At 46.7% G+C, this 11615-nt stretch carries 12 protein-coding genes; 4 read left to right on the forward strand and 8 right to left on the reverse strand.

The genetic code is table 11. The features are described 5' to 3' along the window. Positions 1–185: 185 nt before the first annotated feature. Entirely contained in the window at positions 186–716 is a 531-nt protein-coding gene (locus GZ78_RS12820) for a cytochrome b (RefSeq protein WP_034836706.1), read from the forward strand. A 40-nt stretch (positions 717–756) separates the two neighbouring features. On the opposite strand, the gene GZ78_RS12825 is transcribed toward GZ78_RS12820, so the two are convergent. The 6 genes from GZ78_RS12825 to GZ78_RS12850 form a co-directional block, all read right to left on the reverse strand. Continuing rightward, on the reverse strand, positions 757–1803 hold the full coding sequence (locus GZ78_RS12825) for a Fic family protein (RefSeq protein ID WP_034836022.1): 1047 nt from the start codon (positions 1801–1803) through the stop codon (positions 757–759). A 167-nt stretch (positions 1804–1970) separates the two neighbouring features. Further along, the gene (locus GZ78_RS12830) at positions 1971–3371 is read right to left on the reverse strand and encodes a hypothetical protein (RefSeq protein WP_034836024.1); all 1401 of its coding nucleotides are present in this window, start codon (positions 3369–3371) and stop codon (positions 1971–1973) included. A 289-nt stretch (positions 3372–3660) separates the two neighbouring features. Next, positions 3661–4419, reverse strand: coding sequence for a tRNA pseudouridine(65) synthase TruC (gene truC / locus GZ78_RS12835; protein WP_034836027.1), 759 nt, complete (start codon positions 4417–4419; stop codon positions 3661–3663). A gap of 181 nt (positions 4420–4600) precedes the next feature. Then, on the reverse strand, positions 4601–5506 hold the full coding sequence (locus GZ78_RS12840; protein ID WP_051786128.1) for an SdiA-regulated domain-containing protein: 906 nt from the start codon (positions 5504–5506) through the stop codon (positions 4601–4603). A 57-nt stretch (positions 5507–5563) separates the two neighbouring features. Then, on the reverse strand, positions 5564–5914 hold the full coding sequence (locus GZ78_RS27460) for a hypothetical protein (RefSeq protein WP_051786129.1): 351 nt from the start codon (positions 5912–5914) through the stop codon (positions 5564–5566). Positions 5915–6012: 98 nt separating this feature from the next. Further along, positions 6013–6228, reverse strand: a complete 216-nt coding sequence (locus tag GZ78_RS12850; protein WP_161787372.1) for a helix-turn-helix domain-containing protein — start codon at positions 6226–6228, stop codon at positions 6013–6015. Positions 6229–6752: 524 nt separating this feature from the next. Between GZ78_RS12850 and GZ78_RS29470 the strand changes: the two genes are divergently transcribed. Continuing rightward, a complete protein-coding gene (locus GZ78_RS29470; protein WP_161787373.1) occupies positions 6753–6926 on the forward strand; it encodes a hypothetical protein in 174 nt (57 codons plus the stop codon). Here GZ78_RS29470 and GZ78_RS12860 read toward each other — a convergent pair. Together GZ78_RS12860 and GZ78_RS12865 are read right to left on the reverse strand one after the other, a co-directional pair. Then, positions 6923–8146, reverse strand: coding sequence for a BaiN/RdsA family NAD(P)/FAD-dependent oxidoreductase (locus GZ78_RS12860; RefSeq protein ID WP_034836036.1), 1224 nt, complete (start codon positions 8144–8146; stop codon positions 6923–6925). The genes GZ78_RS29470 and GZ78_RS12860 overlap by 4 nt on opposite strands. A 183-nt stretch (positions 8147–8329) precedes the next feature. Next, positions 8330–9001 (reverse strand): hypothetical protein, encoded by a 672-nt coding sequence (locus tag GZ78_RS12865; protein ID WP_034836038.1) that lies wholly within the window; start codon positions 8999–9001, stop codon positions 8330–8332. A gap of 207 nt (positions 9002–9208) precedes the next feature. On the opposite strand from GZ78_RS12865, the gene GZ78_RS12870 reads away from it, so the two are divergent. Together GZ78_RS12870 and GZ78_RS12875 are read left to right on the forward strand one after the other, a co-directional pair. Then, positions 9209–10039, forward strand: a complete 831-nt coding sequence (locus GZ78_RS12870) for a class I SAM-dependent methyltransferase (RefSeq protein WP_051786130.1) — start codon at positions 9209–9211, stop codon at positions 10037–10039. Between the two features lie 104 nt (positions 10040–10143). Next, entirely contained in the window at positions 10144–10917 is a 774-nt protein-coding gene (locus tag GZ78_RS12875; protein ID WP_034836041.1) for a siderophore-interacting protein, read from the forward strand. The last annotated feature ends 698 nt before the right edge of the window (positions 10918–11615 follow it).

The following is an 11615-nucleotide window of genomic DNA, read 5'->3' on the forward strand; positions in this document are numbered from 1 at the left end:
GGCCTTCTCCCTGAGTTACCTGCTACCCAGCGTCTATACTTTTCCGGAATTACGTGACATAGCTACCGTTTAAAGTAAGAATAATTTCATCCTTATGGGTGAAATGAGTTTCTTCGCTCATGGCTGCTTTGGATAAAACAATAAACATTGAGCCGTACGCACTTACGATTCCAGAGGTTACTTCTATGACACCCGAAAAATATCCAGCCGTGCTTCGACTACTTCATTGGTTGATGGCTATTGCGGTGCTGGGCATGATTGGCAGTGGCTGGTATATGGCAAGCCTTTCCCAGGATGTCAGTTATAAATACGATATTTACCCTTGGCATAAGTCGTTCGGCATTCTTGTGCTGATACTGGTTGCCGTTCGTATTCTGGTCAGGCTCTTCACCAAAACGCCGCCCATGCCCAAAGGCTTACCCAATCATGAAAAGGTGTTGGCCAAACTCACTCATTTTTCACTCTATGCCTTGATGATCCTTGTCCCTCTCAGCGGTTTCACTATGTCTGACGCAGGAGGACACGATGTATTCTTCTTTGGCATCCAGCTACCAGAGCTGATGGAAAATAATAAAGAACTGGCGGGCATACTTCATACTGTCCATACCTATATCCCCTATGTTTTTCTTGCCATCATTGCCTTGCATATTCTCGGTGCACTCAAACACCGGTTTATGGATAAGCCAGAAAATGATGTCCTGAGCAGAATGATTTAACCAGCCATGAAAGGGCTCTATTGAGAGCCCTTATCCCTGTTCAGCCGACTCTTTCCCAATGAGCGCCCCGACCTTTTCCTACTGACTTCAGCGCTCCATCCTTACGTTTTTGCTGCACGACTTTCTTCACTAACTCCCGACTGACAGTGGGTAGCTGAATACAAATGTCCGCAACCGAAAAAGGTCCGTCAGCATTATCAATCGCCATGGCAATCAACTGCGATTTGGGTGCCCGGCTTCCCTGATTCTGTAAAGCATCCACCCTCTGCTCAAGTTCTTCATAGGCTTTGATCACACTGTCCAGAAAAAAGTTAATCCAGGGCATAGGGTTATGAGTTCCTTCATGCCAGCCTTTTACACTGAGCTGCAGAGCGTCCAGATAAACCTGTTCATTCTGGGCAAAGATTCTTTCCAGACTGATGTATCGTCCAACATCATAATTATTCAGAGACAGCATCAGAGTTGCGATCAAACGTGCAATACGGGTATTGCCATCGCTGAAGGGGTGAATACAGAGAAAATCCAGTACAGCACAGCTGGCCACCAGCAAAGGCTCTATCATCTTATCCAGACATTGATGATAAAGCGCAACCGTAAACTCCATCGCCTTTGGAGTATCAGCGGCCGGAACCGTTCGATAGAGAACACCAATGCGATTCCCTTCAGAGTCTCGCTCGACAATGTCTTTATTGGTCGCTTTCCAGCGTCCCCCTTCATGGGGAAAATGACTATAAAGAGTGGCATGAAGCTGTCGTATCAGTCCCGAGGATACGTTGGTATGCTCTGCGGGTTCTGTCACCATATCCAACACATCACGATAACCCGCTATTTGCCTTTCAGCCGGAGTAGCTGGCTTGACTTCATACTGAACCAGCTTCCTCAATGCCTCTTTGCTGACGGAGATATGCTCCAGGCTATTACCATATTCCACAGACTCCAGAGTGGCCACCTGCCTGAGCGTATCCAGAACTTCAGTTTGTTGCCGCAAGGTGTGAGGCTGGCGTCCCCGGAATTCTCCAAGCTGTCTGAATCGCCCCAATTGGGAGGCAGTAAATCGATAGTCTGACAAACGTTCCAGCGTATGCATCAGGACTCCTGACTAACGGGTAATTATCGGTTAACTGATCAGTAAATTATGCACAAAAGTCGTTTAATATCCAATAAATTCATAGACTTATTAATACACTTATTAATCGTTAAAAAACGGTTAATATTCAATTTTTTTGTTTATTAACCCCCCTATCGACAGATAAATTAATTGTTACTGTTGCCGGGCGACCTTAATCGATAAACCCTGACGCTCTGCCCCGTTCTTGTAATGCAAACCAGTACCTGCAGCGCTTTATTCCATTCACAAACCAGCCCGCTGACAGCTCTCAACGAAGCTCGCTCTCGAAGGTTGTCTGAGAAACACAACATTCTTAATGTCATCCCAGCAGCATTAACTGAGATAATCACAACACATGCTTGCTCGTTCGGTGCCTTAACCGACATGATAAAGACACCATTTCCAAGTGCAGTGTTCAGTAACTGCTGGATCGAGTTCAGAGACTGAAGTTCTTCAACTTCAAGATCGACTTCAAGAGCATTCATCGCATGGCCCACTTCCATTAGCTGCATCAAGGCATATAAATCGGAAAGTTGAGATTCATCCAACCCTTGAGGTAACGGAATTTTTGGTGCGCCGTTAGACATTTGACTCATAAAACATTGCCGAACAGCAACGTCATGCCCCATGGGAGAGTCAGAAACCAAAACCACTCCACCATCGCCACAGTCATCTGCCACCAGCAAATCTGCCCCTGCGTCGTCTGAACACATTTGTATAAAAGCAGCCACAGCCGTTTCCAACATGTAATTGAGCACATCGATAGTGACAGGTAACAGAGTCCGATAAAGCTGTCCTCTCATCGTATTCAGGTAACCATTGATCACCCAAATAATGAGGCTTTGATTAGCACCGACATAACCACTCACTGCCCCGGCCTGATTCAGAAGAAAAACAAAGGTCATTTTTTCTTCTACGACAATAAGGGCAATGAAAAAGCCTCCCTGAGGATTAGGGAGAGCCAGGACATAATAACCATCATCCATAGTATGAATAATGCCCAGTGGTGGAGCTTGTCCACTTATCCACCCTTGAGATATCAAGCCAGCCACCAGGCTGTGCTGAACAGCGGACTGAACCTGCATGAATACCTGCTGCAGGTGTTGAACCTGATTGTTTGAAGTCTGGAAAGTGACTGGCACCATATTATTTTCCAGGTGACAGACATTGAAGGATGAAGCTGGGGATGCTTGTTGCTGACAGGGAGGCACAACGACAACCGGAGCCTGCTGCTGAAAACCACTGAGATCAATCGGCTCGTTCATCCATTCACTGTCAAGTTGATTCTCCGTATCCGGAACAGCAATGGGAGCCACTTCACCCGAAAAGCCATTACCGGATAAATCAAATAAAGCCATTTTACGGGTAGGGGGCCCATTAATAGCAATAGCCCTTTTCCTGTAGCCCAGTTTCAATCGAGGATCTGATATAGGTCCAGGATCCGGATGGTTTTCGCCACACTGACAAGTATTCTCAGTGGGCAAATAAACCTCTCTGGGTTCGGGGTCTTTCTCACTGGTATCATAAAACTGTCCTTTTTTTCTCATTATTTTTCGGACAATCTGTCTTTTTTCTCTGAAAAATTTGCCGCATCGACTGCAACGACACCCACAGATAGCAAGACGTTTATTACACTCCGTACATCTTTGATGCCCAAGTTTATCTGTTGTTATTTTGGCTCTCTTCTCGTCTCCATTTCCATGACTGTTAAAAGATCCAAAGAATAGAAGTACACATAACACACCCAAACCAAGTCTGAGCATAAAGCCTCCTGAACCAGACAGTTCAGGCAGATTAGATTCTTAATTGAAATTCGTCATGGTGAATCAGAGTAAGTTAACTGCTTTTTCGTAACAGTGAGTCTGCCCACCCAAAACGACTCATCAAATCAGAAAAAACATCATCCAAAGGGGCAGACAACACCAGACGCTCATTGCTGACCGGGTGAATCAGTTCCATCTCTGTACAGGCCAAAAGCAACCTTCCTGCTGAAAAATGTTCGGCAAAATATCGATTATGAACCCCCTTCCCATGCTTGGCATCGCCAATAATCGGGTGGGCAATGTGCTTCATATGTCGCCGAATCTGGTGTTTACGACCGGTTTTCGGCCAGACTCTCACCAGCGAATACCGACTGCTCGGATATCTTTCAATAGCAAGAGGTAACTCAACCGTTGCCAGCCTTTCAAACGTTGTGATGGCTTCCTGAGCCGGTTTATTCTGGCGAGCTTTTCGATCCGTCATTTTATCCAGCTCTTCTTTCAAAGGATGGTCAATCTCTCCAGACTCAGGGGCATAGCCTCTGACTACCGCCAGATAAGTTTTTTTCACTGCCCCCTCTTCAAACTGCTTTCCAGCCAGCCGAGCTATATCCGGCGAAAGGGCAAACAACAAAACCCCCGAGGTGGGCTTGTCCAGACGGTGCAATGGATAAACATGCTGACCGACCTGATTCCTGACAATCTGCAAGGCAAACCGGGTTTCATTTCGGTCAATCATGGAACGATGCACCAGCAGGCCGGATGGTTTGTTCACCGCCACCAGCCACTGATCCTGATAAATAATTTCCAGCTTTTCTGAAGTCTCTTCAGACATGCACAATACTCACTGTCAGGCATGTTTTTTTTAGGGAAGGTACGAATAAGTCCTCTGGTGTTCTGCCCTGCCAGGGTGGTTCAGAATCAAACAGCCATGAGCGGGAAATACAGCTCACCCCGAAACATGAAAATGGCTGCAGAGTTCGATAGAGCTGTATTTTCATAGTAAAGGGGACTATTTATTTTTTGAATATATAGAGATCATTCGGCTCCCCGACAATATACACAGTTCCCTGTCTATCCATTGCCACACCTTCTGGCTGCTCAATGGTATTCTTTAATCCCTGCCAGCCTTTTTCCAGCTCCATAACACTTACGGCGCTTCCGCTTTCATCCAACTCGGTCAGAGAGTGAGACTCATCACTGAGCACCAAAAAATGCCCAGAAACCGAATCATAGTGCATACCAGACAGGTCCCGATTGAAGAGCCTCAGACTCTCTCTCATTGCTTCCTGCTCTGTAATCGCTAATTTCCTGTTCGTACCCTGCTCGGTAAAACCATCAATACGATAAATCTGGATAGGGTCTCGTTCTTTGAGTACATAGACCGAATTTGTATCCGGATCCCAGGCGATACCCTCAAAGCCTTTATTACCCGCCGCTCCTACACCAAAGGTAAAAGTGGGTGCATCGGAGAAATCGATTGTCTTTGCGTTCGGCTTAATGTCCACCAGCAACAATTCTTGCTGACGCTCATTGACGATGATGAAGCGATTCCCTCCTACCCAGGCAATGCCTTCTACATCGGCGTTGAGATTAGACGTCAGCTTTCTTTTCAGGCTTCCCTGCTGGTCGTACTCAAGCACATTGATCGCATTATCGCCCCTGGCTACAACATAAAGAGAATGGGTAACAGGGCTCCAGGTCACCCCGGATACCTGATCTCCCGCTTCAGCCAACTTCAAAGGCCCGGCTTCCAGCTCATATTCATTCAGCCGTATGGCATCAGCCTGCTGTTCCGCAGAAAGAGTCAGGGACAAGTATTCATCGTAGAGCTTGTCATCGATATCGAAATAATTAATAGCCATCATTGCCAAAACCAGAACAGCAATGACCTTCAATGACCATTTTATGGACTTTTTCATGATGAGGAATACGTCAAATTCAGGGAATGCCTTAAGGGCATGGCAGGCAAGATGCGGTCACATCACTTCAAGATCAGACAGGTCAGCCCTCATCAGGCTTTCAGTGCCTAGGTCAAAACCAGCCACTGATACATGAACATCAAACCAGCTTCTCAGCGCATCTGCATCACGCTGCTGGGGCCAGCGGCCCGGATCTTCTTCCCAGGCAGACAGTTCATTTTCCATCATATCACGGGCATAGTTGACCACTGTTGCTTCCAGCCCTTCTTCGGTCTCCTGCTCATCCAGCAGATAAGACCCACCTTCCAGGCTCCAGTCTTCCGGCAGATCTGTGCCAAGCCCTTTTGCCCAGTCAATAAAAGGGGCTCTGGGCTTAAGAGTGACAACACAACGATTAATAAACTTCATGACTTCTACCCTAAAAATACAGCACTATCAGGTTCTTTATGAGGGAGTACTACCGAATAAAAACACGTCACTGTACTGATTCGCGACAATATCCAGATCTATGGACTGCTTGGTCTGATACCCTCAAGACAGACGGCTTCCAGTGCAGCCTCCTTGGAACGGAAGTAGTAGTATAGGCTACCCTGTTTGATATTCAGCCGCTGGGCAGTATCAATGGTTCCCGACGCGTGATACCCCTTTTCAGCAAAGACTGCTGCCGCTGCATCAACCGCTGCGAGGTCACGCTGATCGTACTTTGATGTCCTCTCTTTCAACACAACTTTCCTGTTCGTTTTTGTTTTACGGCTAGCCCGGAAATTTCATAAAGTGTTGAGCTTCTCGCTCTGCTATTTTTTCGGCTGACACATTTTTTCGTCATATTCATGCTTATTGCATGGGTCTGACGAGAAAATGCTGCCACGGCGGAGAAAGAGCTAGCGAGAAGCCGACGAGCGATGCTCGTTTCTTTTCGTTCACATCAGAAAACGAATATCTCAGTATTTCCGCAGTCTATAGTCTGACTGGAGCGACTGATCATTTTCTATCAACCTCTCTGCAGCCTGTCCGACAGGAATTGGAAAGTATGAAAACCCTCACCCACCTTCAGCAGCCTGCAGTGTTGCCGCACTGCATTATCATTTTGACACCCAGGCCAAGCTGATAAATGCCTTAGCCAGTAGACGACAATAGCCTATTACGTCGCCAAAAAAAGAACTTCTGACGTATTGGAGAGAGAAGAAAAGCCAGATATTTACCGCATTACCAAAGCACTGGTTTAACTGATATTGAGCCGAACCTGGTGCATCAGCGCTGGGTTATTGCTTCAGAACTGACCTTCCAGGGGCTCGCTAATATCGATAATGTTATGACGATTCGCAGTGGCTCATCACAAATTGATCACTATCAGCAATACATCAACAGGTTGATTGATTTTATTGCTGGCGGCATTGCCGCCGATGAGTGCAGTCGCTAAATATATTGCCCGGCACAATGGCCTGAAGCCCATGCCCACTGGAAGTTAAACCCTCCCAAGTGACCCGTAACATCCAGTACTTCGCCAATAAAGAAAAGCCCTGGCTGAAGGCGGCTCTCAAAAGTTTTGGACGACACTGTCGCTGTATCCACACCACCCAGAGTCACCTCTGCTTTTTTATAGCCTTCGGTACCCGAAGGTTTTAACGCCCAGTTTTCCAGCGCATTCGCCAATTCTTCCAGTTGGACTGGGGTATATTGTGCGATGGGCTTTTGTCCCTTGTCGGTTAACAATCTCAACTGGCCTTGTTCACATAAGGCATGAGACAGCCTTTTGGTCATATGTTCGGACAGGATAGTTGCGGTCTGGGCTTTGGGTCTTTGCTCTGCACAGGACTGAAGCCAGACATGAATATCTGTGCCGGGAATCCAATTGATAGAGACTGTATCTCCCTGATTCCAATAGGATGAAACCTGCAAAATAACCGGCCCACTGACACCACGATGAGTGAACAGAATGTTTTCCCGGAAGGACTGCCCATTGCAGCTGGCTATGACTTCTGAGCTGACACCTGAAAGTTCTGCAAACTGCTTCAGCCAGACCTGACTCATGGTGAACGGTACCAGTGCTGGCTTTTGCTCAATCAATTCATGACCAAACTGTTCAGCCACCTGATAACCAAACCCTGTGGCTCCCATTGTTGGAAATGACAGCCCTCCTGTTGCCACCACCACTGACTGGCAGGAGAACTCACCCATATTCGTAGCCAGAGTATAACCAGAAGACTCACTGGGTTTTATCGATTCAACACTGGCTTTGGCTCGAATAGTAACCCCTGCATCCCGGCACTCACTGACCAATAAATCGACGATCTCCTGCGAACGATTATCACAGAAGAGTTGTCCCAGTGTTTTTTCATGCCAGGCAACCTGATACTTATCCACTAGCGCCTGAAAGTCCCACTGGGTATAACGTGCCAGAGCTGACTTGCAGAAATGCGAGTTGTTTGAAAGGTAGTTGGCGGGCTCAGTGTATAGATTGGTGAAGTTACAACGTCCGCCACCTGAAATAATAATTTTCTTCCCGATCTTGTTAGCGTGATCCAGAACAAGAACGTTTCGACCCCGATAGCCAGCTGTGAGCGCACACATAAGACCTGATGCACCGGCACCAATAATGATGGAATCGTAGTCAGATTGCAGAGCTCTGGTCAGGGGCATATTCAGTGGGTCTCAAATAAACAGATAGGAGCAGATGAAGTCGTTAGCATTGTTCTTTTCAGAAGGTAAACAAGCGCTGTACAGAAACCAAGGAGCATAAACCGACTGCCTGTCACGGTTTGCCCCTTCCCCTGTTTCTTTCAGTCTGGACTTCAGACTAATAGCAATCCTTCATAATGCTTATCAGTGGGCTTTTAAAATACCCAGCACTTTATTCAGGAACATTTTAACTTCCTGAGTGTTAACACTCTTACGCAGCTCTGCTGGAATCTTACGCTGGTATGCACGAGCATTCACTGGACGAGTTGTTACCAGAGCATTCACCATAGCCGGCTTCAGCAAACGCTGGCCTGCAGGCGTATTAGGATACGCTTTACGGATAAACTGAACATCGAATTCAACCAGAGCTTTAGCCAGTGGGCTATCGACGACTTCAACCACAACTTCTGACTCGGAAACTACTGGCGCTGCTTTGACTTCAGCCTTTACTGGCTCAGCTTTAACAACAGGGGCAACTTCTTCCTGCACTGCTTCAGCAGCAACAGAGCCGTGAGTAAGCAGAGCCTGAGACAATTCTTCACGCATAACCCATACGGCTTCGCCTGCTTCGTTTTTCTCATCCAGAGCGACAACGGAAGCCCCGGTGCCTGCATCAACTTCCAGGAACGCAGCAACACGCTTGCCCAGATTATTAACAATCAGGGAGGCACGCTTGGCACCCGTTACAGCAACCACTTGCTCAGCACTGACGGCACGTCCGGGCAGAGCAAACCATGTTGTCAGCAGTTCCATATCTTGAGGACGAACAGCTTTATTATTGTTAAGAGCCTTCAGGAACAAATCTTGGGTGATCAATTATTTAACCTCTAGAAAAAATCCGGCTATTTTTTCAGGAACTGACAAATTATCAATCCTTATATTTGCGGATCTTTATGTTTTTTCTTCTAAGGGAGTATCGCACTTACGTTTTCAAACATGAAATCGTCTTAGTCGATAAACTCCCAGAGCAGAAGTTAAGCTCAGATTTCGCCTCTTATCGGCTCATTTTCAAGTGGAGAGCAAATGATGCAAGAAGTCGCTGATCACTACAGCCACGGGACTTTGGAAGAAACCATCCTCCAAGCTCTTGATCAATCAGGTAAAAATATCAAGAAATTGCAGCCGGATGACCTATCAGCCATTGATGAATTTCATTTGAGAGGTCGGATAGCCACTACTGAGCTGGCAGAAGAGATTTCCCTGACACCAGGCACAAAGGTGCTAGATCTTGGTTGTGGTATTGGGGGAGCCTCTCGTTATCTGGCCTCACAATTTGGCTGTAACGTGCAGGGTATTGACCTTACTGAAGAGTATTGCTCGGTGGCCCGCTCCCTGACGGCTCTGACCCATCTGGAGAAACAGGTCTCGTATTTTCACGGTGATGCTTTGGATCTGCCCTTTGAGGACAACAGCTTTGATGTTGTCTGGACTCAGCACGTCTCAATGAACATTAATGACAAAGGACAAATGCTTAAGGAAGCCTACAGAGTTCTTAAGCCGGGCGGTTATCTGGCTCTCTACGATATTCTCTCAAATGCTGAGAAAGAACTTCATTATCCGGTTCCCTGGGCTATGTCATCCGCTCAAAGTTTCCTGGTAAGCGGAGGAAAACTACATACATTACTCGAACATTCTGGTTTCAGGGTTTGTTCCTGGAAAGACTGCTCAAGCCAGTCACTCAAATGGTTTGAAGGCGTACTCTCGAGAATTCAGGAAGCAGGGCGCCCCCAACTGGGATATCACCTGCTCTTAGGCGATCGCTTTTCAGAAATGGCCGCTAATCAGCTTAAAAATCTGAAAGAAAATCGAATAATGGTCGTCCAGACCGTTGCTCTGCGACCTTCGTCGGCCTGATGGCAAAACGGCAGTTTCAGGTAAAACACATATTTATTGAAATTGCTTTAACCAGAGATGATAATGATTCTCAATAAGAGTTTTTAGATCAGTTGAGTATTTCTATGGCAAGGTCCTCTGCAAGAGAGCTATCTATACAGAGTATTAAATCACTGAGCCCTCATATGAAGCGGGTGACCCTGACAGGAGAATCTCTCTCTGATTTTCCCCCTGATCAAGCAACTGCATACGTTAAGCTGGCTTTTGATAACCCTGCTATGCCCGAAAAACCTCTTTTGAGAAGCTTCAGTGTGGTTTCCTCTGATCAGAATACACAGCATTTGACGATTGATTTCGCGGTGCATCCCGGTGGTAATGATCAGGGGCCAGCTGCACGCTGGCTTGAGAGTGCCAGCATTGGCGATCCTATTTCTGTACATGGACCCGGCCCGACAAAACGGGTTAACCGTGAGGCAGATTGGTTTATCCTGACAGGAGATCTGACCGCTCTGCCTGCTATTCGAGCTAACATAGAAATTCTTCCTGCCAACGCAAAGGGCTATGTCATTCTGGAAATTCCACATCAGGACGACCAGCAATCTCTAGCTCTGGAAGCTTCGTCTATTCCCAAAGGTCTGGAAATCATCTGGGTTATCAACCCCCATCCAGGCCAACAAAAGGAGCTGTTAAGAGAAACACTGGCTAACCTCCCCCGTTTGCCAGGTAATCCTTATCTATGGGCTGCCAGTGAGCTGAACTCCGTGCTGGAGATCAGAAACTGGGTCAATGGTGAATCTCTGGCTCCCCGCTCTTCGCGTTACATCAGCAGCTACTGGCAGCTTGGCTTATCGGATGAAGCCCACAAAGTTCAAAAAAAGGAAAAACTGGCAGAAGCTTAAAACTGCTCATCTGATTTTCTGTGTTCAGGGCCGCACAGGCCCTTGTTTTTTTGATCTCTCCTACTCTAAAACTTCAGTCTCATAGCCCTGCCTAACTGGAAGAATGGGTTTCTCCATCTAGGCTGACTCGACAAGAACAACAATAGTGCCATTGAACGCTGAGCTCTAAACACTTCGTTGATAAGCATAGAAACAATGATTTCAAATCGAAAAGGTGCCCAATACATGTACGCCGGCGTTTGTTTCTCTAATAAAAATACTCCAGCTCCCAAACATTCTTTCAAGCATGATTTGAATCATTGTCATGAGTTTTATCTGAGCTATATCCAGACAAATACAAAGGGATGCCAGATGTTCTAAAACCCTTGGGCAATCTGATCAGCAGATTGTTACTAAAGGCGTCCTGGATTGCCTCTTTGTGAAAAACTGGTGCCTCCATCGACTTGAAGAAAATCAGCTAAAAACATTTATGTTCAACCACCTCATGTACCAGCCACTTAAAGATGCTATGACCCCTGAAGAAAGAGTTGAGTCGGCAAAACAACTGGAAGATCGCAGGGCTTGGTATAAGAAGTACTATCCAGATTTGGTGAAATGATTTTGGGCTGGAAGGCTGGAAGGCTGGAAGGCTGGAAGGCTGGAAGGCTGGAAGGCTGGAAGGCTGGAAGGCTGGAAGGCTGGAAGGCTGGAAGGCTGGA

It is taken from the genome of Endozoicomonas numazuensis, assembly GCF_000722635.1.
In the GTDB taxonomy this organism is placed as follows: Bacteria; Pseudomonadota; Gammaproteobacteria; order Pseudomonadales; family Endozoicomonadaceae; genus Endozoicomonas_A; species Endozoicomonas_A numazuensis.

Bases quoted from the DNA above. Each gene is read 5' to 3' on its own strand.
- GZ78_RS12820 (WP_034836706.1), top strand. From the start codon at position 186: ATGACACCCGAAAAATATCCAGCCGTGCTTCGACTACTTCATTGGTTG.
- GZ78_RS12825 (WP_034836022.1), bottom strand. From the start codon at position 1,803: ATGCATACGCTGGAACGTTTGTCAGACTATCGATTTACTGCCTCCCAA.
- GZ78_RS12830 (WP_034836024.1), bottom strand. From the start codon at position 3,371: ATGAGAAAAAAAGGACAGTTTTATGATACCAGTGAGAAAGACCCCGAA.
- truC (WP_034836027.1), bottom strand. From the start codon at position 4,419: ATGTCTGAAGAGACTTCAGAAAAGCTGGAAATTATTTATCAGGATCAG.
- GZ78_RS12840 (WP_051786128.1), bottom strand. From the start codon at position 5,506: ATGAAAAAGTCCATAAAATGGTCATTGAAGGTCATTGCTGTTCTGGTT.
- GZ78_RS27460 (WP_051786129.1), bottom strand. From the start codon at position 5,914: ATGAAGTTTATTAATCGTTGTGTTGTCACTCTTAAGCCCAGAGCCCCT.
- GZ78_RS12860 (WP_034836036.1), bottom strand. From the start codon at position 8,146: ATGCCCCTGACCAGAGCTCTGCAATCTGACTACGATTCCATCATTATT.
- GZ78_RS12870 (WP_051786130.1), top strand. From the start codon at position 9,209: ATGATGCAAGAAGTCGCTGATCACTACAGCCACGGGACTTTGGAAGAA.
- GZ78_RS12875 (WP_034836041.1), top strand. From the start codon at position 10,144: ATGGCAAGGTCCTCTGCAAGAGAGCTATCTATACAGAGTATTAAATCA.